Below are 22,532 nucleotides of genomic sequence, written 5' to 3' on the forward strand. Positions count from 1 at the left end.
CACAAACCGTCGCAAGCAGCAGGCTACGTGTCTTGCTTGCCAAAACTGACCCTCCGTTCGCCCCATCTATGCGAAAGCCAGCACCGAACGGCAAGCCCTGCTGTGCGAAGGTGCCCACAGATTGGCAGGAACCGCGTCACTGCGACATCATTGCTGCATTGGGATCCGGCCTCGCCTCGCCAGTGCTGCAGGCGACGCTGATCGCAAGTTCACGGGCTTCCTCGGCATCGCCTGTGGCGGCAATCCGGCCAAGCCTTTGCAGCAGAACCGGAATTTCCAGCCGGGTTTCGTCTTCTTCACTCGCGCGCAGGATCTTGGGATGCGGCGTGCGCAACAGGCCGTCGCCGATCAGCAATTCCTCATGCAATTTTTCGCCGGGCCGCAGCCCGATGACTTTGATTTCGATATCGCCGGTCGGGTTGTTCTCATCGCGTAAGGTATAGCCCGCCGCTTCGATCAGCTGGGCCGCAAGATCGCGGATCCGGACCGGCTTGCCCATATCAAGCACGAAGACATTGGCGCGGCCGCGTGTCGAGGCATCCTCGAACGAGCCCGCCAGCAGCACGAGGCGCGTCGCCTCGGCAATCGTCATGAAATAGCGGGTGACGTCTTCATGGGTCAGCGTGACCGGCCCGCCATGGGCGATCTGATCCTTGAAGAGCGGAATGACCGAGCCCGAAGACCCCAGCACATTTCCGAACCGCACGATTGAGAAATGTGTGCCCTGGTGGCGATGCGCCATGTCCTGGATCACCAGTTCGGCCAGCCGTTTGGAGGCGCCCATCACATTCGTCGGCCTGACCGCCTTATCGGTCGAAACCAGCAGGAAGCGCTTCACCCCCGCTTCGACGCAGGCATCGGCAAGCGCTCTGGTGCCCAGCACATTGTTCACCAGACCCGAGATCGGATTGGCCTCGACCAGCGGGACATGTTTATAGGCGGCGGCATGCAGCACCACCTCGACGCCGTTTTCATGTATGGTGCGGCGCAGGGTGCGGGCATCGGTTACCGATCCCAGCACCGGTTCGATATGGATGTCCTGCGCGCCGGGCATCGCGGCGAGTTCGCGCTCGATGGTGTAAAGCGCCAGTTCGGACATCTCGAACAGAACCAGCCGCACCGGTCCGCAGGACAGCAGCTGGCGGCAGAGCTCGGACCCGACAGACCCCCCGGCGCCCGAGACCATGACCGAGCGGCCGTAATAGGCGTCTGTCCCGTCCGGCAGGCCGACATCAAGCCGGTCGCGGTTCAGGAAACGCCCCGGCGAAACCGATTTCAGCGTATCGACGCGCATCTCGGCCCCGGCGAGCTGCTCGAACGAGGGCAGCACCTGCACCTCCAGCCCAAGCGCCTGCATCTGCCGCACGATCCGCATCTGTTTCGGTGCCGACAGCGACGGGATCGCCAGGATCACCCGGTTGATCTCATGATTGCGGGCAATATCGGAAATCCACTCGGGCGAGAGGATGCGCAGCCCGGCAATGCGCTGGCTGGACAGGTTCGGGTCATCATCCAGGAAGGCGACAACGCGGATCGTCTCATGCGCTTTAAGGGCCGAGGCGAGGCGCAGCCCGGTGGTGCCGGCGCCATAGATCAGCACCCGTACCGGCACTTTGTTATAGCGCAGCGCCGAGAGGTAAAGCTGCAGCAAGATCACCCGCGACCCGATGGCGGACAGAAACAGGATAAGCGCGAAGGCAAGCGTGCCGACCACCGGGAAATAGAGCCCCGGCAGGCTGGTGACGAAAAAGGCGCCGGTCGTAACCATTGCCGCATAGGGGAAGATCCCGATGGTGCCGAAGGTCTCATAGCTTTTCAGCTTGACCCGCAGCAGCCCGAGGGCGATCGAGGCAAAGCCGCCAAACACCGCCAGCAGCGGAAATACCAGTGCCAGCCGCGCAAGCTGCTCGGAGGGCCAGATTGTATTATACGTGAAAATGCAGGCCAGCAAAAAGCTGAATGGTGCGAGGGAGACATCGAGCAGCCAGATGGCCAGTTGCTTGTGCTGCCTGGTCAGAGATTGGGAGATCCAGAACAGCGTCTTGCGAAAAGATGTCATTGTCAGAAAGATCACCAGGTAATTGAACACAGAATGATCATATGCCACCAACCCGGCAAGCATAACATACAAGGCAGAGTATCAGTGGCGCTTACCTGCCTATTTCCGCCGTAAGACCTGCCCGAATGTGCGGCCAAGTATGACAATATCGTAACAAAGACTGCGCTTCGCGCGGTAGATCAGGTCGAGATGCGCCTTTCTGGGTACGCAGCGCCGACGGTAAACCTCGTCGGTCTCAGATGCGTCACGGCATTGCGCAAGCAGCCATGCCTCGTGACGGTGGAAGTGCAGCGTAGCGAGGCCGGTGAGACCAGGACGGCATTGCAGCACCTCGCGGTAAAGATCGGGGAAGGCCTCGGTATATTGCGGCAAGGGCGGGCGCGGGCCGACAATGCTCATATCACCTTTGAGGATGTTCCAGATCTGCGGGATCTCATCAAGCCGGTAGCGCCGCAGGATACGACCTTCGCGGGTGATGCGCGCGCTTTTGTCGCCGCCCGAAACGCCGGTATCGGTGCGGTCCACCGTCATGGTGCGAAATTTCCACAGCCGGAATGGCTGGTCAGGGGTCTTCATCCGCTCGGCAAGGTAGAAGACCGGCCGGCCGGAACGGATCAGGATCCAGATCGCGATGATCAGCGCCGGCAAAGCCAGCAGACAGGCTGCCACCAGTGCGAGCACAAGGTCAAAGAGGCGTTTGCCGGGGGTCATGGTTTATGGCTCCGGCAGGGCGCGCAGCGCCTGGATTTCCGCGATGATCTGTGCGGGTGAGGCAGAAGGCAGCGGCAGCAGCGCGGCAAGCGCTGCATTGTCCTGGGTCGCGATATGCACCACCTTTGGATTGGGCGCGGCCCAGCCCCAGGCGAGGTCCGAGGCGCGCAGGAGATCGGCCATGCCCAAAGGCGGTGCCTGCACGATGTTCAGGACTGGCGGCAGGGTTTCGCCCGCCGCAATCCGCCCCAGCAGCGCGGCCAGTGCCTGGGCGAAGGTGAGGGGGCCGATCCAGGACCGTAATGGCCCGCCCGGCATATCTGCAACCGGGTCCAGTCGGATGTCCTGCCCGGGCGGGCGCGGGGTCAGCAGGGCATCGGCCCCGGCCAGATTGCCAAGCCGCAGGATGGTCAGCGGCAGGCCCGATGCCACAAGCAGACGCTCGGCCTCCAGCTTGGCCGCACCATAGGGGCCCGGCGGCGCAGGCGGGTCGCTTTCGCGGGCCGGCACCGGCCCCGGCGCATAGACGGCCGCAGTCGAGAGACAGACCAGATGGCGGACATGATTTTGGCGACAGGCTTTCAGCACCGGCGGGATCACGCCCGGATTGGCACCCGGATCCCTCGCGCCGGTCGTGCCGGCCAGATGCAACAGGATCGCATCCCGCGGCCAGGCCGGGGCAGGGCCCGCGCCGATCTCCCAGCGGATCCCGGGTGCCGCCTGCCGCGAAGACCACAGAAACTGCAGCGCCGGCGGTGGCGCTGCCGTCCAGACCCGCTTCAGGATCGAGCCAACCCGGCCTGCCGCGCCGGTTACAATAACAGTGGTATCTGACAGAGTTTCCCCCAGGGTTTTTGCGCCGCATTCCCGCCAAATCGTCCGGGCCAATGTCACAGGCAATTGACCGTAGCCGACCAGAGCTTATGGTCCCGGGGGTCGGACTGTCCATATATGGGGATATGCGGACAGGCACGATGCCGGAATTCCAGGGCTGCCGCCGGAGATTTGTATGCGTTCCTCGTCTGTCGTCAGGCTGCTTGTTGCAGCCACTGTCTCTGTGTCACTAGCCGGCTGTACCGCGCCGAGAGGGGCGGGGAAGGCGAGCGAGATCCTGCGCGGCGCAGATGCCGAAGACGCAGATTTCCAGGTGGTGACTGTGTCGCGCGATACTGTGGGGCGGGTCTCGGGCTGGCCCGGCATGGGCGGGGGCGCCGCCACCTCGGGCTGGCTGACCAAAAAGCGCGGGCCTTCGGGCAATACGATCCAGGCTGGCGACAAGATCGATCTGACGATCTGGGAGACCGGGGATGTCACGCTCCTGTCGCAGCCGGGACAGAAACTCGTGGCACTGCCGGGGCTTACCGTCTCGCCCGATGGGTCGATCTACCTGCCCTTCGCCGACAAGGTCTATATCGGCAATATGACCCCCGACCAGGCGCGCGAGGCGGTACAGAAAAAAATCGAAACGATCATGCCCTCGTCGCAGGTGCTGGTCGCACATCAGCCGGGACATAAATCGACCGTCGATCTGGTCTCAGGCGTCAATTCTCCTGGCAGTTACCCGATGCCCTCGCGGGACTTTACCGTCCTGGGTCTGCTTGCCATGGGCGGCGGTATCCCGGCCGCGACGAAGAACCCCTATGTGCGGCTGATGCGCGATGGCAAGCTCTACGGCATTTCTGCCGACCGGCTGCTGAAAGACCCGGCGCAGGACACCACGCTGCGTGGCGGCGACAAGGTCTATGTCGAATCGGATGAGCGCTATTTCATCGCGCTGGGCGCCTCGGGTGCCGAATCGCAGGTGCCCTTCCCGCAAGAGCGGGTGACTGCGCTGGAGGCTTTGTCCCTGACCGGCGGACTGAACGATACGCGCGCCGATGCCAAATCGGTGCTGGTCCTGCGCAATTATCCGGCGACTGCGCTGCGCGCGGCGAACAGTGCGGCTGGCGTGGGCCCGGACAAACAACGCGTGATCTTTGCCATCGATCTGACCTCGGCAGATGGGCTGTTCTCGGCCGGACAGTTCTACATCCAGAACAAGGATGTGGTTGTGGTGGCGGAAAGCCCGATCGGCTCGGCGGCCTCCATCATCGGCCTCGCGGCGGGTGTGATGGGGATCGGGCGCGCGGCCCAGGCGATATCAAACAACTGATTGCGGGACTGAGGCGGCGGGAGGGCGTTCAGCCCTCCTGTTCCAGCCTTGCCCGCATCTCGCGCAGGACCGGCAGGACGGCGCGCACCCGGTCCTGGCCAAGTGCCTCGACCACTTCGGCAATCATCGGCGTCACCGCCTGGACGGCGGCATCGCGGGCGGCGCGTCCGGCGGGGCTGATCGCCACGAATTTCCGGCGCGCGTCATCCCAGTCGGGGCGGATATGGATATGCCCGGCCCATTCCAGCCGCGACAGCGTGTTGGTCATCGCGCCACGCGTTACATGGAAGGCGCGCGCGAGCTGCGCCGGGCTGCGTTCATCCTGCACCCGCGCGAGGTGGTTCAGCACCGAGAACTGCGAGAGTTCCATGCCCTTGGGCAGTGCTTTCGAGATGCGGTTGCGCGCCAGTTGATCGGTCATGAACAATTCGCCAAACAGCGCGACGGCAATGTCTTCGGTGCGATCCTGGCTCATAGGGGTGTATCCGGCCCGCTGAAATCGCGATCATGGGTCAGCGCCGGAACCCGGCCCCTTGCGCGCGCGATCTCGGAAAGGTCGAGATCGGCCAGGGTGACGCCGGGCTCGGTGCCGCCATCGGCAATCACCTCGCCCCAGGGCGCGATGGCAAGCGAATGGCCCCAGGTGCGCCTCCCCCGGCCATGCGCCTCGCGGTGAAATCCGGTCTGGGCAGGGGCGAGAACGAAACAGCCATTTTCAATGGCGCGGGCGCGCAGCAGGGTCTCCCAATGGGCGCGCCCGGTGGTGTCGTTGAAGGCCGCCGGCACGGTCAGGATCTCTGCGCCACCTTTTGCGAGGCGACGGAAGAGATGCGGGAACCGGAGGTCATAACAGACCGCCATGCCGACCTTGCCGAAGGGCGTTTCCGCCACCACCGCGCGGTCGCCGGGCCGATAGCCCGCGCTTTCACGGTAAATCTCGGTTTCCGAGACATTGACGTCGAACATATGAATTTTGTCGTAACGCGCGAGGATGTCGCCATCCGGCCCGATCAGGAAAGAGCGGTTCGCGAACCGCCCATCAGCATCCCCGGTCAACAGCCCCAGCGAGCCGATCAGCAGATGTTTCCCCGCCGCCGCTGCGGCTTCGCGCAGAGCACTGAGTGTCGGGTCGTCGGCCTCATGGTGGTAGACGCGGCTCTGGTGATCGCGCGATGAGGACAGGCAATTGGTCATCTCGGGCGTCAGGATGAAATCCGCGCCCGAGGCCACCGCTGTGCGAATCATGCCCTGGACCGAGGTGAGATTCTCAGCCGGGTCATCCGTCACATTCAGCTGGATCAGAGCCGCGCGCATCAGCCGGCCAGCAGGGGATCAAGCCTGCCCTCATGCTCCAGCGCATGCAGATCGTCCGAGCCGCCGACATGGGTGTCGCCGATGAAAATCTGCGGAACCGAGCGCCGCCCGCCGGCGCGATTGGTCATCGCGATCCGCAGATCGGGGTCACGGCTGACGTCAATCTCGGTAAAGGCCACGCCCTTTTTCGTCAGAAGCCGCTTTGCCGCGAGGCAATAGGGGCAGGTAGGGGTGGTGTAGATCTCGACTTTACGCATGGCTGGTCCCTTATTCCGGATGGAACTATAGGGATTTAACCATTGCGTGCAACGCGTGCGAGGGCGAGAACAGATACCGGCCCTGCGCCTGCTGCATGACAGGCGGCAGTGGCTGCGGAAAATGTCGCACCCGAGGTCATCACATCATCGACCAGCAGCACCGGACGCCCCCGGATCCGCGCGGCCTTGCGCGGTGAAATGCGGATCGCGCCGTCCAGCGCGGCAAAGCGCGCCTCGCGTGAGCGGCCCTCCTGGCTGCCGGTGGCGCGCGGGCGGGTCAAGAGGTCGGGCAGATGGGCGAGCCCGGTCAGCCGGGCCAGCTCCTGCGACAAAAGCGCGGCCTGGTTATATTGCCGCCGAAAGAGCCGCCAGCGGTGCAGCGGCACCGGGGCGATAACCATGCCCTCGGCCAGCAGGGGCCGGGCGGCGCGCGCAAGCCACTCGCCCATGGGGCGCGCCAGATCCAGCCGGTCGCCATGTTTCAGCGCCAGCACGAGGCAGCGCCCGACCGCCTTGTACAGCATCGCCGCGCGCCCGGCCGCCCAGGGGCGGGGGGCGGCATGGCACTCCTCGCAAAGGTGGCCCCCGCCGCCAGCTGCCCCGGAAGCATCCGGATCTGCGGGCACTTCCAGGCCGCAGGTGCTGCAGCAGGCGCCGGTGATAAACGGCGTGTCACGCCAGCAGCAGCCACAAAGCCCGAAATCCGACGAGACCAGCCCGCCGCAGGCAATGCATTGCGGCGGAAACACCGCGCGGATCAGCCCGAGCCCCAGTGTTTTCGCAAGCAAAGCAGGCCGGCCGGACGGCGCCCCGATCACCTTATCTTCGCTTGCATCTTTGCCTGCGCCCCCTATTTTCCGCCATCATGTCCGCACCTGTCCTGACCGATCGCCACGCCCTTTCGCTGCACCGCCGCCGCGCGGTCGCCTCGCCTGATCCGGCCTTCTTTCTGCTTGAAGAAGCTGCCGATGAGATCAAGGAAAGACTGCTTTCGGTTAACAGGAGGTTTACGGCGCCGGTTCTGATCAGCGGTTTCCCGGATTTCTGGGCCGATGCGCTGCCGGATCTGCCGCAATCCCCGGATCTGCCGCTGCTGGACCTGGCCCCCGGCAGCCAGGATGCCGTAATCCATGCAATGAGCCTGCATTGGGCGGATGATCCGGTCGGGCAGATGGTGCAGGGGTTTCGCGCCCTGAAACCCGACGGGCTGTTCCTCGCCCTTTTGTTCGGCGGCCAGACCCTGCATGAGCTGCGCGCCTGTCTCGCCGAGGCCGAGGCCGAAATAAGCGGCGGTCTCTCGCCCCGGATCCTGCCGATGGCCGAGATCCGCGATCTGGGTGCGCTGTTGCAACGCGCCGGATTCGCGCTGCCGGTGGCGGACAGTTTCACCCGCAAAGTAGCCTATCGTGACATTTTCCACCTGATGTCGGATCTGCGCGCCATGGGCGAGACCAATGCGCTGGCAGCCCGGTTGCGCCGCCCGACCTCGCGCGCGCTCTTCCTCAGGGCGGGCGAGATCTACCGGCAGAATTTCCCGGCGGCCGGCGACCGCATCGAGGCCACATTCGAGGTGATCTGCCTGACCGGCTGGACCCCGCATGAAAGCCAACAAAAGCCTTTGCGCCCCGGATCGGCACGCGCGCGGCTGGCGGATGCGCTTCATGCGACGGAACACCGCTTGCCCTGAGGCGGCCTGGCGCTTGACCCCACACGTCAAGCCTGTATCCCGGATCCGCAACCAGAAGAGGGAGCGGCAGGCATGACTGACGCGAGAATCAGCGCGGCGAACGGGCTTCCCGAAGGGCATCCGGTGACGGGCAGCAAGAAGATCGGCGTGCTGATCGCCAATCTCGGCACGCCTGACGGCTATGATTACTGGTCGATGCGCCGCTATCTGAACGAGTTCCTGTCAGACAAGCGGGTGATCGATATCCCGGACTGGAAATGGCAGCCGCTGTTGCAGGCGGTGATCCTGTCGAAACGTCCTTTCACCTCGGGGGCGAATTACAAGCTGATCTGGAACGAAGACCTGAACGAATCGCCCCTTATGACGATCACCAAGGCGCAGACCGCGGCGCTGGCGGCGTCGCTGAAGGCGCAGTTCGGCGACCGGGTCGAGGTCGATTTCTGCATGCGTTACGGCAAGCCCTCGACAGAAGAAAAGCTGAAAGCGCTGATCGCGAAGGGCTGCACGAAGATCGCCTTCCTGCCGCTTTATCCGCAATATGCGGGTGCGACGGTGGCAACGGCGAATGACCAGCTTTTCCGCGCATTGATGCAGGAAAAGCGCCAGCCCTCGGTCCGGATCGTACCGGAATATTACGACAACCCGGCCTATATCACGGCGCTGGCGGGGTCCGTCACCCGGGCCTATGCGGGGCTTGATCACCGCCCCGACCTGCTGGTCGCAAGCTATCACGGGATGCCGAAGCGCTATGTCGAAGAGGGTGACCCCTATTTCTGCCAGTGCCGCAAGACCTCGCGTCTGCTGCGTGAAAAGCTCGGCTGGGAGGCTGCAGAGCTGCATACCTCGTTCCAGTCGGTTTTCGGCACCGAGGAATGGCTGCGCCCCTATACGGTCGAATATGTGGCCGAGCTGGCGAAACAGGGGAAAAAGCGGATCGCGGTGATCGCACCGGCTTTTTCGGCCGATTGCATCGAGACGCTGGAAGAGATCCAGGGCGAGATTCAGGAGGCCTTCCTGCATGCCGGCGGTGAGCGCTTCACCTATATTCCCTGCCTCAATGACGATCCGGCCCATATCGAGGCCCTGACCGGCATCATCGCGGCGAATCTGGCCGGCTGGGTCTGAGCCGGCGCGGCAACTTCCGGGCCGTTCTGCGGGGTGATTCTGACGGCTACTTCCGGCAGGGCGGTCTGGGTTCACCCTGCCTTTCATTGGCGCATCTGTCGCCGGGAGCCGACACAGGCAGAAGGCAGGGGCATTCACGCATCGGCACAAATGAAAAGGGACGGCAGAAACTCTGCCGTCCCTTTCCATGAATTGCTTCAGTGATCAGCTTGCGGCAGCTGCTGCGATCACAACGAGCACCAGCAGCGGAACAAGGATGCCGCCCGAGGACGACGTCGTTTGCTTCACGACTTCCGGCTCCATATGGGGTTCAACAACACCACCTGCGAAAGCCGACGAAGCGGCAACCGAGAGAGCAGCGGCAAGCGCGATTTTTTTCATCTTAGAATCTCCAGTTACAGCATGCCGTGGTATTGCAGAGGTCACGACATGCACCCAAGTGTCCTCGTATCCGTTTGTTAATCAGGAGCCCCTGGAAAATGCAATTCGCTGTAAGCGGGTGCTGTATGTAGGGCTAAAGTGTCGTCAAATTAGCAACACTTGTGTGCCAATTTGCGCCATATCGTAAAGTTCCTGCACGTGTTCATTATACATGCCGATGCAGCCATTGGACGATTTCCGCCCGATCTTGCGCGTGTCATGCGTGCCGTGGATCCGGTAATAGGTCCAGCTCAGATACATTGCGCGGGTTCCAAGCGGATTGTCCGCAGCGCCGCCTTCAACCACATCCGGCCATTCCGGATTGCGCTCTTTCATCGAGGGCGTCGGGCGCCAGGACGGATTGACGACTTTTTGCACCACTTCGGTCCGGCCCAGACGGGTCAGATCATCCGAGAGCGGCACCGAGGTCGGGTACAGCCGGTAGACCGACTGGTCTTCCGACCAGAAATGCAGCGCCCGCGAGGTGATATCGACGAGAATCGCCCCTTTGCGGGTGTTGTCGAAATAGCCCCGCCAGTCCAGCATCCGGAAGCTGGAGGCATTGTTGCGCGGAGTATCCTGGGCCATTGCCGGCGTCAGCCCGGTGCCGAAAGTGGCGGCTCCGAAGGCAGAGGCGCCAAGTGCGGCGGCCCCCAACGCGGCGGCATTGCCAAGCACCCTGCGGCGATTCAGGTGGTCAGCGGACATTTCGTTACTCCTGGAATGGGTATTTTTGTGCGGAACCTAGTGTTTTCCGGCGTCATGCGCAAATCAAACGGTTGTAACTTTCGTGCATGGTGGCGACCTGCGCTGTGCAAAGGCGCGAAAGCGGGCCGGGGCGATGTCTGCAGGCCCCCGTGCATCTTGACCCGGGGCCGCCCGGCGCCTGCGTCACGCGTAGCATTTGCGCCTGCGCCGCAGAACGGATAAAAGGGGTAAAACACCGAAACGGGCAGTAGTTGGTGAGAACATGAACAGACGAGCATTCCTGGCCCTGGGGCCGGCACTTTTGCTGGCGGCATGTGTGGGGGCGGGAACCGAACCGGTGCAGCTTGGTGCGGATGGCAAGCCGTTGCCGCGCATCTATCGCATCACCCCGGCCATTGCCGAACAGATCCCTTATCGCTTCCTCGACAGCGTCAATACGATGCGGCGGGCAAAGGGTGCGCAGCCTCTGGCCTTCAGCGCGGCGCTGAATGCGGCGGCAGAGACCCATTCGCGCGATATGTCGGTGCAGAACCGCCCCTGGCATTTCGGCTCTGACGGCTCTTCGCCGCTGACGCGGGTGCAGCGCGCGGGCTATAACGGGCGGCTTCTGGGCGAGAATATCTCGGAGACCTATCAGACAGAGCTGGAGACGCTCTCGGTCTGGATGGCGGCCAAGGATCAGCGCGATGTGATCCTCGATCCGAATGCGCGCGAGGCGGGCTTCGCCTGGTATCAGGAAGAGGGCGGAAAGATCTGGTGGACGCTGGTAACAGGCGGCTGATCCGGCCGCGGAACCCCGGCGAAAGCAAATGACCAAAGCAAAACGGGCGGCCTGTGCAGGGCCGCCCGTTTTGCTTTGTCTGTTGGCTATGGGGGGAAATTCAGGGCAGGATGTGGATCGGTGTGCCCAGATTGACCATGGAATAGACCTCTTCGATCTGATCATCGGTCACGGCGATACAGCCCTCTGTCCAGTCCCGCACCGAGACTTTGTTGCGCGGCCCGCCATGGATGAAGATCTCGCCGCCGGGTTTCTTATTCTGCAAAAGCGCGAATTCCTTGTCGATGACATTGGGATAATTCACGTAAAGCGACAGATGGTAGCGCGAGTTCGGGTTCTTGAAGGTCATGTAATAGGTGCCTTCGGGCGTCTTGCCGTCCCCTTCGAACTGCTTGTGGCCGACCGGAGCAAAGCCGAGGCCCACATCATATTTCTTCAGCACTTTTTCATTGTGCAGAAGATACATGATTCGGTCGGTCTTTTTGATGACGACCGAAGTGACCTCCGGGCCCTTATAGGTCCGGAATTTGGTATCCTTCTTGCCGCAGGCTGCCAGCGTCACCGCAAGCGCCAGGATAATAAGAAGTCTGAATGCCCGCATGGAGTGTTTCCGCTCGCCTGTTTTTTTACCGGATAGCGGAATCACCTTGCTGAGGCCAGCATTCCCGTCGCCATCCGGTCTCACGGATGCGTTATTTTCAACGCGAAAAACGGGCTGCCAGTTCGATATGGACCGACCAGCGGAACTGGTCGACGACCTGAACATGGTCGAGCCGGTAGCCGGCCTGGATCAGGATCTTTGCGTCGCGCGCAAAGGTGACGGGGTTGCAGGACACCATCGCGATCACCGGCACCTCTGACGCCGCAAGCCTCTGACATTGCGCCTCGGCTCCGGCACGGGGCGGGTCGATCATGACCGCGTCAAAGCCCTTCAGCTCATCGGTCTCAAGCGGGCGGCGGAACAGATCGCGGGTCTCGGTGGTGATCTTTTTCAGCCCCGGCGTGTTGCGCGCGGCTTTTTCAAGCGCGCCTGTAAGGGCAGGGTGGCCCTCCACCGCATGGACCGACGCCTCTGCCGCCAGCGGCAGGGCGAAAGTACCAAGCCCGCAGAACAGATCCGCAATACGCTTCGCGCCCCCGACGGCGGTTTTCACCGCGCTGACCAGTGCCGCCTCGCCCTGGAATGTCGCCTGCAAAAAGGCGCCGGGGGGGAATTCGACCCGCGCCGTGCCCAGCCGGATCACCGGCGCCTCGCGTTGCGAGATGATCTCTTTATCCCAGGTCAGCCGCGCGATGGAGAACCGCTCGGCAAGCCGAGCAAGCTCCATCTGCGCCGGGCCGTCCAGCTTTTTGCCGCCGGTCACAACCACATCCGGCCCCGCGAGGCTTTGCGTTACCTGAAGCTGGATCTCGGATGTGCGCGAGCCCCCGAACTGCACCAGCGCCTCCAGCGCGGGCAGGGTGGCCATCAGGTCGGGATGCAGCAGCTTGCAGCCCGGCATCGCGATGATCAGTTCCTGGCCTTTGGCGTGAAACCCCAGCTGCACACCGCCTTTGGTGCGCCGCCCCGACAGGGTCGCGCGTCGCCTTGTGGCCGGTGGCGAGGTCACAACCCCGGGCAAAAGCGGCGCCTCGATCCCCTGGAGACGCAGCGACTGGGCGACCACATCGCGTTTCCAGCCGGCCACGAATTCGTCCGAGGCATGTTGCAGCTGACAGCCACCGCAGCTTTTCGCATGCTGGCAGGGCGGTTTTACCCGCGCAGGCGACGGCGTCACGATCCGCGCGCCGGTCATACGGTCGCCCTGCAATATGCCTTCGACCTCTTCGCCGGGCAGCATCCCGGCAACAAACACCGCACCATCCGGGCCGGACGCAATCGCGTCGCCCAGATGCCCCAGCCGGTCAATGACCAGCCGAACCGTTTCACCCATTCGCTTCTTCCTGTTCGGTGACGATGAAGCCGCCCGACTGGCGTTTCCAGTACCGCGCATAGCGCCCGTCCTGTGCCAGCAGCGCCTCATGGCTGCCTTCTTCGACAATCTCGCCCTTTTCCATCACGATGATGCGATCCATCGCCGCGATGGTCGAAAGCCGATGCGCGATGGCAAGCACGGTCTTGCCCTGCATCACGCGTTCCAGCGCCTCCTGGATCGAGGCCTCGACCTCGCTGTCAAGCGCCGATGTCGCCTCATCCAGCACCAGAATGGGCGCGTTTTTCAAAAATGCCCGCGCCAGTGCGATGCGCTGCCGCTGGCCGCCGGAAAGCTTGACACCGCGCTCGCCAAGGAAGGCGTCATAGCCCCGGCGCCCCTGGTGATCGACCATGGAGGAGACGAAGTCATGAGCCTCGGCGGCCCGCGCAGCCGCCTCGATCTCGGCCTGCGAGGCTTCGGGATTGCCATAAGCGATATTGTCGCGCGCGGATCGGTTGAAGGTCGCGGTCTCTTGCGTGACCATACCGATCTGACGGCGCAGGCTTTCCTGCGTCACACCGCGCAGATCATGGCCGTCAATGGTGACCGAGCCCTTTTCCGGGTCGTAAAGCCTGAGCAACAGCGAAACCAAAGTCGATTTCCCGGCGCCCGAAGCACCGACAATGCCGATCTTCTCGCCCGCCATGATGGTCAGGCGGATGTCGCGCACCCCGCCCCGGCCTTTCTCATCGGTGCGACCATAGGCAAAGGTCACGTCATTATAGCCGATCTCGCCGCGAATCTGCGGCAGCTGCGCCGCATCTTCAGCATCGGCCAGCGTATGGGGGACAGAGAGGGTCTTCATCCCGTCCTCGACCTCGCCGACCGAAGTATAGATCCCCATCAGCGTGAACGAGACCCAGCCCGACATCTGCGCGATGCGGATCGCGACCGCGCCGGCGGCAGCGATATCGCCGGCAGTGGCCAGCCCTGCCTGCCATTGCAAGAGCGTGCCCCCGATCAGCAGGACCGGCAAAAGCCCTGACAGCGCCATCAGCGAAAAGCGAAACCAGGTCGAGATCTCGCCGAATTCAAGCGAGGCTTCGCGGAAGCTTTCCATCGCTTTCAGCGCGACCTCATCTTCGAACCTGTGATGGGCGAACAGCTTGACCGTTTTGATATTGGTAATGGTGTCGACCACCTGGCCCGAGACCATGGCGCGGGTCGCGGCGCGGGCGGCAGAATTTTTGCGCACCCTTGGCATGAAGAAGCGGATCATCAGCACGTAGAAGATCAGCCAGCCCAGAAGCGCCAGCGCGACCAGCGGGTCAATCGCCAGCAGGAAAATCGCCGACCCGATCACCGAGGCGAGCGCGAAACAGACGGTGTTGATGATCTCGGTCGCGGTATCGGTGACGGCGCGGGCGGCCTGCATCTGCTTGGTGGCGATGCGCCCCGCGAAATCATTGTCAAAGAAGGTGACCGGCTGGCCAAGCGTCCAGCGATGCAGTCGCGACAAGACCAGCGGCATCACATTCGGCCCGATCACCACCGAGTTCGAGGCCGATGACAGGCCGAACGCCATCGGTCGCAGCACGAGGTAGAAGATCAGGAAGATCAGCAAAAGCCCCATATGGGCCTGGAAAAACGCCTCCGGCCCGGCATTGACCGCCGCATCCACCACCCAGCCGAGGATCACGGCACTGACCACCTCGGTCGCGCCGGCAATCGAAGAAATCACGCCTGCGACGATCATCCATGGCCAAGCGCCGCGCAGGCACCAGCGCATGAAGGCGCCCAGGTTTTGCGGCGGCGGCCCATCCGCCGGGCGAAATGCGTCGATCCGTGCTCCGAGCCAGGCGAAAATGCTCATTGCGGCTGATCCTCAGACTGGTCTTCAAGGCCGATGAAGCCACCAGACTGCCGCGCCCAGAACCGGGCATAAAGCCCGTTCTGGGCCAGCAATTCGGCATGGCTGCCCTGTTCGGCCACGCGGCCATCATCCAGGACGACAATGCGGTCCATCTCGGCGATGGTGGAAAGCCGGTGCGCAATCGCGATCACGGTTTTCCCCTGCATCACGCCGTAAAGCGCGGCCTGGATCGCGGCTTCCGCCTCGCTGTCCAGTGCCGAAGTGGCCTCGTCGAGGATCAGGATCGGGGCGTCTTTCAGGATCACCCGCGCCAGAGCCACCCGCTGCCGCTGACCGCCAGAAAGCTTTACGCCACGCTCGCCGACATGGGCGTCATAGCCGCGGCGCCCGGAGGGATCTTCCAGGGTCAGGATGAACTCATGCGCATCGGCGCGTCTGGCGGCCGCGATCATCTCGTCTTCTGTCGCATCCGGCCGACCATAAAGGATATTGTCGCGGACCGAGCGGTGCATCAGCGAACTGTCCTGCTGCACCATGCCGATCAACCGGCGCAAGGAATCCTGGGTGACTTTGGTCACATCCTGGCCGTCGATCAGCACCTCGCCGCCTTCGGGGTCGTAGAACCGCAGGATCAGCTTCACCAGCGAGGATTTCCCCGCACCTGACCGCCCGACCACACCGATTTTCTCGCCCGGACGGATCACCAGATCGATGCCCTGGATGCCGCCCGCCTCGCGCCCATAATGGTGGCGCAGGCCTTTCAGCTCGATCAGCCCCTCGCGATAGTCCAGCGGTTTCGCGCCGGTCGCATCGGTCAGCTGAATGGGCTGGGTGATGGTCTGCATCCCCTCCTGCACCACGCCCAGAGCCTGGACGAGGCCGGAAAACGCCCACATGATCCAGAAGGTCATGTTGTTCAGCCGCAGAACCAGCGCCGAAGCTGCGGCCACGGTTCCGGTCGAGGCCTGGCCCTGAACCCAGAGCCAGACCGCCCAGCCGATGATCGCGATGATCAGGAACCCGTTCAGAAGCGTCAGCGCGAGATCCATCCTGGTGATGATCCGCATTTCCTTCTGGAAGGTTGTACGGGCGTTTTCGATCGCCTCTTTCGCATAGAGGATTTCGCGGTCGTGATGTGCGAAGAGCTTGACGGAATGGATGTTGGAATAGGCATCGACCACCCGCGCGGTCACGGCGGAACGCGCATCCGAGCTTGCCATCGCGGCCGGTCCGGCGCGGCGGATCGTCCAGCGCACCAGCGCCATGTAAAGCGCGAACCACAGGACCAGCGGCACCAGAAGGCGCGGATCGGCCTCGGCCAGCATAAGCCCCGCACCAACCACCGTGACGGCGGCAAAGGCCACCGCGTCAAAGGTCTGGAACACCGCGTCACCGGCGGCGGGCGGGGTTTGCATGATGCGGTTGGCGATGCGGCCGGCGAAGTCGCTCTCGAACCAGCCGACGGGCTGGCGCAGGACATGGCGATGGGCGCGCCAGCGGATCATGGTGCCGAAATTCGGCAGGATCGTATTGTGCAGCAGCGCCACGCTGCCGACCTGGATCATCGGGCGTACCACCAGGACCGCCAGCGCGATCAGCGCGACTTCCAGGCCGTGCTCGGCGAAAAAGGCGGCAGGGCCCGACGTCACCATCAGGTCAATCAGCCGCCCGAGATACCAGATCAGCGCCACTTCGATGAAGGCCGAGGCCACCGACAGGGTGCCGGTGACCGCAAAGACCTTGCGGAAGGGGCGGATATAGTCCCTCAGCCAGGGCCAGAGCTTGCGCGGCGGGGTATCCGTTTCGGAATAGGCGGTATACGGGTCGACGAGACCCTCGAAAAAGCGAAACATTTCAGCACCCGGAATTGTCCGGGGTGTCTATACGGTTTTGCGGTAAAAGGAAACTGCGGCTCAGGGCAGAGCCAGCAGTGCGTCTCTGCCGAGGGTCAGATCCGAGGCGAGCCAGGCCTCTTTCAGCACTGCCAGCCGCCGGCCAAGCGCAGGGCCGCTGAAATCCGTCATCAGGTCTGCAGCGGTGACGGGGAAAGGGGCGGCGGCACCGCGCGCGACCGCGTCTTCCCAACCCGGCGGCGGCGGACTTTCGATCAGCGCCGCGCGGGCGAGGATGGCATCGGTGGCCGTTTCGCTGCCGAGGACATGACCCAGTCGCGCAGGGGCGCCGCCTTCCAGGGTGGCGTCGCGCAGGCGGGTGATCTCTGCGCTTTCGGCGCGTGAAAGGCGCAGGGTCTCGGGCAGGCTCTCGCCGACCATGACCGCAAGGCGGCGGGTCCAGCGCGGGGTACGGCCCGCCTCGAAATGGACCAGCACTGCGATCTGGCGCGCATCCGCCCCTGGCAGCGTGGCCGCAAGGACGCCTGCGGCCTGCATCGCCGCCAGCGCAGGCGCCGGGTCGGGGGCCGCGAGGAGCTTTTTCAGTTCGGCGCCGACCCTTTCGCGTGACAGCGTGCCGATCCCGTCGGCAAGCGCCGCGCAGGCGCCGAGGCTGTCCGGGTCCGGGCCTTCATCCGGGTCGCCATACCAGGCGTAAAAGCGGAAGAAGCGCAGAATGCGCAGGTAATCCTCGCGGATCCGCGCCTCTGCCGCGCCGACAAAGCGGATATGGCGGGCCAGGGCATCTGCGAGGCCGGTGCCCAAAGGGTCGGTCACGGTGCCATCTGCCCGGGCGTAGAGCGCGTTCATGGTGAAGTCGCGCCGCATGGCATCGTCTTCGATCCGGTCGGAAAAAGCCACCACGGCGCGGCGGCCATCGGTTTCGACATCGCGCCGCCAGGTGGTGATCTCATAGGGCTCGTCCCCGATGATCACGGTGACTGTGCCATGGTCGATCCCGGTCGGCACGGCGCGAAGCCCTGCCGCGCGGGCGAGCCCGATCACCCGGTCGGGATGCGCATCGGTCGAGATGTCGACATCGGCGACAGGCGCGCCGATCAGCGCATTCCTGACGCAGCCGCCCACTGCCAGGGCCTGATGGCCCGCGGCTTCCAGCAGGTGAAACACCTGCTGGCTTTCGGCGCGGGTGAGCCAGTCGCCGGTAATCTTCATACTGCGGCGCTCTTCATGTTCCGTCCCGCCCGGCAGCGCGCCCGGCAAGGCCGCGCAGGATGCGGGCGGTGGCGCCCCAGATATACCACGGCCCCCAGGGCACTGTGTAATAGCGCCGCCAGTCGCCGCGCCACATCCGCCGCTCGATCGAGTAATGCGGGATCGACAGAAGATGCGCCAGCGGTACGGTGAAAACCTCTGCGACCTCACCGGCCTCGGGGCGCGGGGTAAACGGGGCCGCGATCAGCCCCAGAACCGGGGTGACCTGAAAGCCGGTCACCGTCTCATGGTCCGGCAGGCGGCCAAGGACCTCGACCGCGCCGGGGGCAAGGCCGGTTTCCTCCCATGCCTCGCGCAGGGCGGTGGCCTCGGGGCCGGCATCCCCCTCGTCGGCCTTGCCGCCCGGGAAGGCGATCTGGCCGGGATGGTGTTTCAGCTGCGACGAGCGTTTCGTCAGCATGACCCGCGCACCACCCTGCGCCAGCAGCACCGGGATCAGCACGGCGGCGGGGCGCAGTTTGCGCCCCTCGGGCAGGCGGATGCCTGGATTCAGGTCGTAATCCGAGGATGGCCGGGCGGCCCCTGGCACAGCCAGGAGCTGCCGCAGCGTTTCGGGCGAAGGGTCAGCCGTCATTGCCGGTGGCGCTGGCCGCAGCTGTGCCCTCAAAGCCGAGCGTGGCCGGATCCATCTCGTAATGCGCGCCGCAGAACTGGCAATCGGCGGTGACCCGGCCCTCCGGCGTCGTCATATGGGCGATGTCTTTCTGGCTGTAGATCGAGAGCGTGTTGCGCACCTTTTCTTCCGAACAGGAACAGCCGAACCGCAGCGGCTGAGCATCAAATACCCGGGGCTCTTCCTCATGGAAGAGCCGCACCAGCAGTTCCGTCGGCGCGACATTGGGGCCGATCAGCTCCAGCGTCTCGACAGTGTCGAGAAGGTGATTGGCACGGTTCCAGTCTTCGGCCGGTGCGCCGGAAAGAATATCGGCATGGGTCAGAAGCCCGCCTTCGCCCGAACCCTCTGCCGCCGCCACACCGCCGGTTTGCGGCATATGTTGCAGCATGATGCCGCCCGCGCGCCAGCCGGCCTCACGCCCCGGCTCGTGGCTTTTGCCAAAGCTCAGTGCAAAACGGGTCGGGATCTGTTCGGATTGCGCGAAATAGGTTTCGGCACAGGATCTCAGGCTGCCACCGGCGATGGGCGTAAAGCCCTGATAGGGCAGCATCCCTTCCCCCTGGTCGAGCATGACCGCAAAATACCCTTCGCCGATCAGCGAAAAGGGGTCATCGGTTTGAGAAACCCGGTCAGCGTCATAGCTGGCATAGGCGCGGATGCGGGCGGGTTCGCCCTCGGCGGTCGGGCCGTAATAATCGGTGGCGATCAGCCGGGCCGCACCATTGCCCCGGATCTGCAGCGAGAGCTTCCAGCGGAGTTTGATCGTCTGCCCGATCAGCGCGGTCAGAAGCGCACATTCCGCCACCAGCGCCTCGATGGCGGGCGGGTATCTGTGTTGCGAAAGGACCTGGTCAAGCACCCCGTCCAGCCGCGCCACCCGGCCACGGATGCCACTGAGGTCAAGCTGGAAGGGAAGGACGGTGTCATCCCACGCGATTTTGGAGCCGATCTGGGTCCCGGTTGCCATAGATTTATCCTCGGGCGCGGAATTTGCGCATGTCTTAAGGGCGGAGACCCGGGCAGGGCCTGGGCTCTGCACGCGCATGCCATGAGCCTTGCCCATCAGGGCGGGCTCTGGCAAGGCTGAAGGCAGAACGGCGCCCTGGCCGGGACTGGGTTCGACGGCCTATATAGGCGCGACAGGGCGGGTGACCAAGGGGGGCCGTTTATGGGGCGCTTTGTGGGGATGCGATGATCAGGCGGTATGGCGAGGCGGTGAAACCCGGGCAGCAGTATCGCCGGCGACCAGGGGCCTATGCGGTTCTGTGGCGCGCGGGCCGGATCCTGACCACCTTCCAGCAAAGCCCGGTGCCGGAATTCCAGCTGCCGGGCGGCGGGATAGATCCGGGCGAGAACCCGCTCGCGGCGCTGCATCGCGAGGTCTTTGAGGAGACCGGCTGGAAGATCGATGCGCCGCGACGGATCGGGACCTATCGGCGCTTCACCTTCATGCCGGATTACGACTTCTGGGCCGAGAAGGTCTGCACGGTCTGGCTGGCGCGGCCGGTCCTGCGGCACGGGCCGCCAGGCGAGCCGGGCCATACGGCGGTCTGGCTGACCCCCGGAGAGGCGCTGGAGCTTCTGGGCAGTGAGGGTGACCGCGCCATGCTGGCACGGGTGCTGGCTGGCCGGTGACGGAAGCGGGGGGTATCTCCCTCCGCATCCCCGGTAGTATTTCGATCAGGAGGCAGGGGCGATCAGAGCCCGGCCTCATCCTCGGTCAGCAGGTCTTCCGCGACGAGACGACGGGCGAGGCCTTCCCAGCTTTCGACCTGATGGGTGCGCCAGCCGCGCCTGGCGGCGGCGGTGATATTGTCGGCGCGGTCATCGGCAAAGAGCAGCCGGTCGGGGGCGATGCCGCAATCCGCCTCGACATGGGCGTAGAGCGCGGGGTCCGGTTTCACCAGCCGCAGGCGGCCCGAGATATAGAGCCGGTCGAAATCGGCGAGGAAGCCGTAGCGCAGCAGGGCATGGTCCCAGGAACCGTCGCCGAAATTCGTCAGAGCAAAGACCGGGATGCCTTTGGCGCGCAAAGTGTCGCGCAGCCGGATTGCTCCGGTGATCGGCGGCGAGGCGAGATCGTGCCAGCGATCATGCCAGAGCATGATCTCGGCCGCCCAGGCCGGATGATGTGCGGCGAGATCCTCGATCGAGGCGCGGAAAGGCGCGCCGGCGTCGATCGCGTCATTGACTGCCATGAGGCCGGTCTGAGCAAAAAGCGCGCGGCGGCGGTCCTCGCCGATTTCGCGGTCATAAAAGCCCTCCGGATCCCAGCGGAGCAGCACATTGCCGATGTCGAAGATGACGGCTTCGGGTTTCACGTCTTTTTCCTTTTGCCGATGATCGCCTCGCGCCAGACGATATAGATACCCGAGCCGCAGATCAGCGCGATGCCGCCCCAGGAGGTAAGGTCGGGCCAGGTGCCGAATATGGTGACGCCCCAGAAAATCGCCATCGGCATCCCGGTATAGTCGAAGGGGGCGAGGATGGCGGCTTCGGTGGTGCGATAGGCCTGGGCAACCATAAGCCCGCCGGTCACCACGCAGCAGCCGGTCAGCAAGAGCCAGGGGATATCGGCAAGCGGCGGCCAGATCCAGGGGCGCAACAGAAAGCTCCAGAGTTCATCGCCGGTGTCGAACCGGCCATCACCGCAGATCAGACCCATAAGCGATGACAGGATGATGAAACCCGAGATGACATAGAAGGAAAATGTCATCGCCGTCTCGGTTTCGCGCATCGAGCGGGTCATCAGATTGCCGATTGCATAGAGCAGCGAAGACAGGAGCACGAGGAGGGCGGCGACCTGGATGACCCCGGCGCCGGGGCGCAGGATCAGGATGGTGCCGATCAGGCCGAGGAATACCGCGAACCAGCGTCGCGGCCCGACACGTTCATGCAGCGCAAGGACGGAAAGCGCCGTCACCATCAGCGGGCTCGTATAGGACACCGCCGCCGCATCGGCCATCGGCATCACTGCGAGGCCCGTATAATAGACCGAGTTCGAGATCAGGATGACGAAAACCCGGATCAGGTGGCCCAGTGGCCTTCGGGTGCGCAGCTGGGCAAAGCCGCGCGAGGAGCGCGCGATCAGGAACAGAAGGACCGTCATCCCGATCAGCGAACGGATCAGGATGATCTGATGCAGCGCATAGCCGCTCGAAAGCTGCTTGATCGCCATATCATTGACCGAGTAAAGCGCGGTTCCGCCTGCCGCGAGCAGGATGCCGGTCAGAACCGGCGCGGGGCCGGACGGGCCGGCATGGTGTATGGGCTCAGACATAATGGCAGCAGTTTCAGCCTGCTTTCCCGCCCGCGTCTGTCCTGCCCGCGACATCGGCGCGGCGCATCACGCGATCCAGCGCTTCCAGAAACCGCGAGCGGTCGGCTTTCGAGAAGGCGCGGCCCCCCCCCTGGCGGAACGGATCGGCCGAGCGCAGGTCTGCCATCAGATCGCGGGTGGCCAGAACCGAGCCGATATTGCGCTCATGCAACTCTTCCCCATTGGGTTTGACGACAAAGGCGCCGCCTTCGATCACGCGCGCGGCCAGCGGGATATCCGAGGTCACCACCACATCACCGCGCCCCGCGTGGTCCGCAATCCAGCGATCAGCCTCGTCCAGGCCCTGACCGACATAGACCGAGGAGACCAGCGGATTGGCCGAGGGCCGGATGCCGCCATTCGAAACCAGCACCATCGGCTGGCGCAACCGGGTTGCAACCTGTTCGGCCTCGGCTTTCACCGGGCAGGCATCGGCGTCGATATAAAGCGTCATCGGGCATTCCTGACA

At 64.1% G+C, this 22,532-nt stretch carries 24 protein-coding genes; 5 read left to right on the forward strand and 19 right to left on the reverse strand.

The features are described 5' to 3' along the window. Nucleotides 1-136: 136 nt before the first annotated feature. The 3 genes from BLW25_RS01475 to BLW25_RS01485 form a co-directional block, all read right to left on the reverse strand. The gene (locus BLW25_RS01475) at nucleotides 137-2,089 is read right to left on the reverse strand and encodes a polysaccharide biosynthesis protein (protein ID WP_253188152.1); all 1,953 of its coding nucleotides are present in this window, start codon (nucleotides 2,087-2,089) and stop codon (nucleotides 137-139) included. A 69-nt stretch (nucleotides 2,090-2,158) separates the two neighbouring features. After that, nucleotides 2,159-2,770: a sugar transferase gene (locus tag BLW25_RS01480; RefSeq protein ID WP_092895708.1), complete on the reverse strand. Its 612-nt coding sequence runs from the start codon at nucleotides 2,768-2,770 to the stop codon at nucleotides 2,159-2,161. Between the two features lie 3 nt (nucleotides 2,771-2,773). Continuing rightward, nucleotides 2,774-3,658: an NAD-dependent epimerase/dehydratase family protein gene (locus BLW25_RS01485; protein WP_171909453.1), complete on the reverse strand. Its 885-nt coding sequence runs from the start codon at nucleotides 3,656-3,658 to the stop codon at nucleotides 2,774-2,776. Nucleotides 3,659-3,779: 121 nt separating this feature from the next. On the opposite strand from BLW25_RS01485, the gene BLW25_RS01490 reads away from it, so the two are divergent. Beyond that, nucleotides 3,780-4,922, forward strand: a complete 1,143-nt coding sequence (locus BLW25_RS01490; protein ID WP_092895712.1) for a polysaccharide biosynthesis/export family protein — start codon at nucleotides 3,780-3,782, stop codon at nucleotides 4,920-4,922. Between the two features lie 28 nt (nucleotides 4,923-4,950). On the opposite strand, the gene BLW25_RS01495 is transcribed toward BLW25_RS01490, so the two are convergent. Genes BLW25_RS01495 through BLW25_RS01510 form a run of 4 tightly spaced genes read right to left on the reverse strand, consistent with a single transcriptional unit; the run spans nucleotide 4,951 to nucleotide 7,311 of the window. Next, nucleotides 4,951-5,397 carry a MarR family winged helix-turn-helix transcriptional regulator gene (locus tag BLW25_RS01495; protein ID WP_092895714.1) on the reverse strand — a complete coding sequence of 149 codons (447 nt, stop codon included), beginning with the start codon at nucleotides 5,395-5,397 and terminating at the stop codon, nucleotides 4,951-4,953. Beyond that, nucleotides 5,394-6,236: a carbon-nitrogen hydrolase family protein gene (locus tag BLW25_RS01500; RefSeq protein ID WP_092895716.1), complete on the reverse strand. Its 843-nt coding sequence runs from the start codon at nucleotides 6,234-6,236 to the stop codon at nucleotides 5,394-5,396. Before BLW25_RS01500 ends, BLW25_RS01495 begins: the two co-directional genes overlap by 4 nt. Beyond that, complete coding sequence (gene grxC, locus BLW25_RS01505; protein WP_092895718.1) at nucleotides 6,236-6,493, reverse strand: glutaredoxin 3; 258 nt, start codon at nucleotides 6,491-6,493, stop codon at nucleotides 6,236-6,238. Before grxC ends, BLW25_RS01500 begins: the two co-directional genes overlap by 1 nt. A gap of 35 nt (nucleotides 6,494-6,528) precedes the next feature. Continuing rightward, complete coding sequence (locus tag BLW25_RS01510) at nucleotides 6,529-7,311, reverse strand: ComF family protein (protein ID WP_394328417.1); 783 nt, start codon at nucleotides 7,309-7,311, stop codon at nucleotides 6,529-6,531. A 47-nt stretch (nucleotides 7,312-7,358) separates the two neighbouring features. Here BLW25_RS01510 and BLW25_RS01515 point away from each other — a divergent pair, with 47 nt between their 5' ends. Beyond that, nucleotides 7,359-8,180, forward strand: a complete 822-nt coding sequence (locus BLW25_RS01515; protein WP_092895720.1) for a methyltransferase domain-containing protein — start codon at nucleotides 7,359-7,361, stop codon at nucleotides 8,178-8,180. A 72-nt stretch (nucleotides 8,181-8,252) separates the two neighbouring features. Further along, entirely contained in the window at nucleotides 8,253-9,305 is a 1,053-nt protein-coding gene (hemH, locus tag BLW25_RS01520) for a ferrochelatase (RefSeq protein ID WP_092895722.1), read from the forward strand. A gap of 204 nt (nucleotides 9,306-9,509) precedes the next feature. Here the strand turns inward: hemH and BLW25_RS24195 are convergent, their stop codons facing one another. Then, the gene (locus tag BLW25_RS24195; protein WP_092895724.1) at nucleotides 9,510-9,686 is read right to left on the reverse strand and encodes a hypothetical protein; all 177 of its coding nucleotides are present in this window, start codon (nucleotides 9,684-9,686) and stop codon (nucleotides 9,510-9,512) included. 144 nt (nucleotides 9,687-9,830) lie between these two features. Then, complete coding sequence (locus BLW25_RS01530; RefSeq protein WP_092895726.1) at nucleotides 9,831-10,433, reverse strand: L,D-transpeptidase; 603 nt, start codon at nucleotides 10,431-10,433, stop codon at nucleotides 9,831-9,833. 262 nt (nucleotides 10,434-10,695) lie between these two features. On the opposite strand from BLW25_RS01530, the gene BLW25_RS01535 reads away from it, so the two are divergent. Further along, nucleotides 10,696-11,214 carry a divisome-associated lipoprotein DalA gene (locus BLW25_RS01535; protein ID WP_092895728.1) on the forward strand — a complete coding sequence of 173 codons (519 nt, stop codon included), beginning with the start codon at nucleotides 10,696-10,698 and terminating at the stop codon, nucleotides 11,212-11,214. A gap of 100 nt (nucleotides 11,215-11,314) precedes the next feature. Here the strand turns inward: BLW25_RS01535 and BLW25_RS01540 are convergent, their stop codons facing one another. From BLW25_RS01540 to BLW25_RS01570, 7 genes are all read right to left on the reverse strand, one after another. Then, nucleotides 11,315-11,815 (reverse strand): L,D-transpeptidase family protein, encoded by a 501-nt coding sequence (locus BLW25_RS01540; protein ID WP_092895730.1) that lies wholly within the window; start codon nucleotides 11,813-11,815, stop codon nucleotides 11,315-11,317. A 97-nt stretch (nucleotides 11,816-11,912) separates the two neighbouring features. Continuing rightward, the gene (locus tag BLW25_RS01545; RefSeq protein ID WP_092895732.1) at nucleotides 11,913-13,148 is read right to left on the reverse strand and encodes a class I SAM-dependent RNA methyltransferase; all 1,236 of its coding nucleotides are present in this window, start codon (nucleotides 13,146-13,148) and stop codon (nucleotides 11,913-11,915) included. After that, complete coding sequence (locus BLW25_RS01550; protein WP_092895734.1) at nucleotides 13,141-15,003, reverse strand: ABC transporter ATP-binding protein; 1,863 nt, start codon at nucleotides 15,001-15,003, stop codon at nucleotides 13,141-13,143. Before BLW25_RS01550 ends, BLW25_RS01545 begins: the two co-directional genes overlap by 8 nt. After that, entirely contained in the window at nucleotides 15,000-16,856 is a 1,857-nt protein-coding gene (locus tag BLW25_RS01555) for an ABC transporter ATP-binding protein (RefSeq protein WP_092895736.1), read from the reverse strand. Before BLW25_RS01555 ends, BLW25_RS01550 begins: the two co-directional genes overlap by 4 nt. 60 nt (nucleotides 16,857-16,916) lie before the next feature. After that, nucleotides 16,917-18,068 (reverse strand): CCA tRNA nucleotidyltransferase, encoded by a 1,152-nt coding sequence (locus BLW25_RS01560; RefSeq protein WP_092901298.1) that lies wholly within the window; start codon nucleotides 18,066-18,068, stop codon nucleotides 16,917-16,919. A 13-nt stretch (nucleotides 18,069-18,081) separates the two neighbouring features. Next, nucleotides 18,082-18,702, reverse strand: coding sequence for a CoA pyrophosphatase (locus BLW25_RS01565; protein ID WP_092895738.1), 621 nt, complete (start codon nucleotides 18,700-18,702; stop codon nucleotides 18,082-18,084). After that, entirely contained in the window at nucleotides 18,692-19,711 is a 1,020-nt protein-coding gene (locus BLW25_RS01570; protein WP_092895740.1) for an Hsp33 family molecular chaperone HslO, read from the reverse strand. Before BLW25_RS01570 ends, BLW25_RS01565 begins: the two co-directional genes overlap by 11 nt. Nucleotides 19,712-19,935: 224 nt before the next feature. Here BLW25_RS01570 and BLW25_RS01575 point away from each other — a divergent pair, with 224 nt between their 5' ends. Further along, the gene (locus BLW25_RS01575) at nucleotides 19,936-20,379 is read left to right on the forward strand and encodes an NUDIX hydrolase (RefSeq protein WP_092895742.1); all 444 of its coding nucleotides are present in this window, start codon (nucleotides 19,936-19,938) and stop codon (nucleotides 20,377-20,379) included. 62 nt (nucleotides 20,380-20,441) lie between these two features. Here BLW25_RS01575 and BLW25_RS01580 read toward each other — a convergent pair whose 3' ends face one another. The 3 genes from BLW25_RS01580 to BLW25_RS01590 are packed head-to-tail and all read right to left on the reverse strand — an operon-like array spanning nucleotide 20,442 to nucleotide 22,517. Continuing rightward, complete coding sequence (locus BLW25_RS01580; protein ID WP_092895744.1) at nucleotides 20,442-21,065, reverse strand: HAD-IA family hydrolase; 624 nt, start codon at nucleotides 21,063-21,065, stop codon at nucleotides 20,442-20,444. Further along, entirely contained in the window at nucleotides 21,062-22,024 is a 963-nt protein-coding gene (locus BLW25_RS01585; protein WP_092895746.1) for a DMT family transporter, read from the reverse strand. The genes BLW25_RS01580 and BLW25_RS01585 overlap by 4 nt, the downstream gene beginning before the upstream one ends. Before the next feature lie 13 nt (nucleotides 22,025-22,037). After that, nucleotides 22,038-22,517, reverse strand: a complete 480-nt coding sequence (locus BLW25_RS01590; protein WP_092895748.1) for a YaiI/YqxD family protein — start codon at nucleotides 22,515-22,517, stop codon at nucleotides 22,038-22,040. Nucleotides 22,518-22,532: the final 15 nt, after the last annotated feature.

Origin of the sequence: Rhodobacter sp. 24-YEA-8 (assembly GCF_900105075.1) — a bacterium.
In the GTDB taxonomy this organism is placed as follows: Bacteria; Pseudomonadota; Alphaproteobacteria; order Rhodobacterales; family Rhodobacteraceae; genus Pseudogemmobacter.

What these genes read in the sequence shown, in the direction of transcription:
- BLW25_RS01550 (WP_092895734.1), bottom strand. Translation starts at nt 15,003, where the DNA reads ATGAGCATTTTCGCCTGGCTCGGAGCACGGATCGACGCATTTCGCCCG.
- BLW25_RS01545 (WP_092895732.1), bottom strand. Translation starts at nt 13,148, where the DNA reads ATGGGTGAAACGGTTCGGCTGGTCATTGACCGGCTGGGGCATCTGGGC.
- BLW25_RS01575 (WP_092895742.1), top strand. Translation starts at nt 19,936, where the DNA reads ATGATCAGGCGGTATGGCGAGGCGGTGAAACCCGGGCAGCAGTATCGC.
- BLW25_RS01565 (WP_092895738.1), bottom strand. Translation starts at nt 18,702, where the DNA reads ATGACGGCTGACCCTTCGCCCGAAACGCTGCGGCAGCTCCTGGCTGTG.
- BLW25_RS01585 (WP_092895746.1), bottom strand. Translation starts at nt 22,024, where the DNA reads ATGTCTGAGCCCATACACCATGCCGGCCCGTCCGGCCCCGCGCCGGTT.
- BLW25_RS01555 (WP_092895736.1), bottom strand. Translation starts at nt 16,856, where the DNA reads ATGTTTCGCTTTTTCGAGGGTCTCGTCGACCCGTATACCGCCTATTCC.
- BLW25_RS01495 (WP_092895714.1), bottom strand. Translation starts at nt 5,397, where the DNA reads ATGAGCCAGGATCGCACCGAAGACATTGCCGTCGCGCTGTTTGGCGAA.
- BLW25_RS01535 (WP_092895728.1), top strand. Translation starts at nt 10,696, where the DNA reads ATGAACAGACGAGCATTCCTGGCCCTGGGGCCGGCACTTTTGCTGGCG.
- BLW25_RS24195 (WP_092895724.1), bottom strand. Translation starts at nt 9,686, where the DNA reads ATGAAAAAAATCGCGCTTGCCGCTGCTCTCTCGGTTGCCGCTTCGTCG.
- BLW25_RS01590 (WP_092895748.1), bottom strand. Translation starts at nt 22,517, where the DNA reads ATGACGCTTTATATCGACGCCGATGCCTGCCCGGTGAAAGCCGAGGCC.
- grxC (WP_092895718.1), bottom strand. Translation starts at nt 6,493, where the DNA reads ATGCGTAAAGTCGAGATCTACACCACCCCTACCTGCCCCTATTGCCTC.
- BLW25_RS01530 (WP_092895726.1), bottom strand. Translation starts at nt 10,433, where the DNA reads ATGTCCGCTGACCACCTGAATCGCCGCAGGGTGCTTGGCAATGCCGCC.
- BLW25_RS01515 (WP_092895720.1), top strand. Translation starts at nt 7,359, where the DNA reads ATGTCCGCACCTGTCCTGACCGATCGCCACGCCCTTTCGCTGCACCGC.
- BLW25_RS01560 (WP_092901298.1), bottom strand. Translation starts at nt 18,068, where the DNA reads ATGAAGATTACCGGCGACTGGCTCACCCGCGCCGAAAGCCAGCAGGTG.
- BLW25_RS01540 (WP_092895730.1), bottom strand. Translation starts at nt 11,815, where the DNA reads ATGCGGGCATTCAGACTTCTTATTATCCTGGCGCTTGCGGTGACGCTG.
- hemH (WP_092895722.1), top strand. Translation starts at nt 8,253, where the DNA reads ATGACTGACGCGAGAATCAGCGCGGCGAACGGGCTTCCCGAAGGGCAT.
- BLW25_RS01500 (WP_092895716.1), bottom strand. Translation starts at nt 6,236, where the DNA reads ATGCGCGCGGCTCTGATCCAGCTGAATGTGACGGATGACCCGGCTGAG.
- BLW25_RS01480 (WP_092895708.1), bottom strand. Translation starts at nt 2,770, where the DNA reads ATGACCCCCGGCAAACGCCTCTTTGACCTTGTGCTCGCACTGGTGGCA.
- BLW25_RS01570 (WP_092895740.1), bottom strand. Translation starts at nt 19,711, where the DNA reads ATGGCAACCGGGACCCAGATCGGCTCCAAAATCGCGTGGGATGACACC.
- BLW25_RS01490 (WP_092895712.1), top strand. Translation starts at nt 3,780, where the DNA reads ATGCGTTCCTCGTCTGTCGTCAGGCTGCTTGTTGCAGCCACTGTCTCT.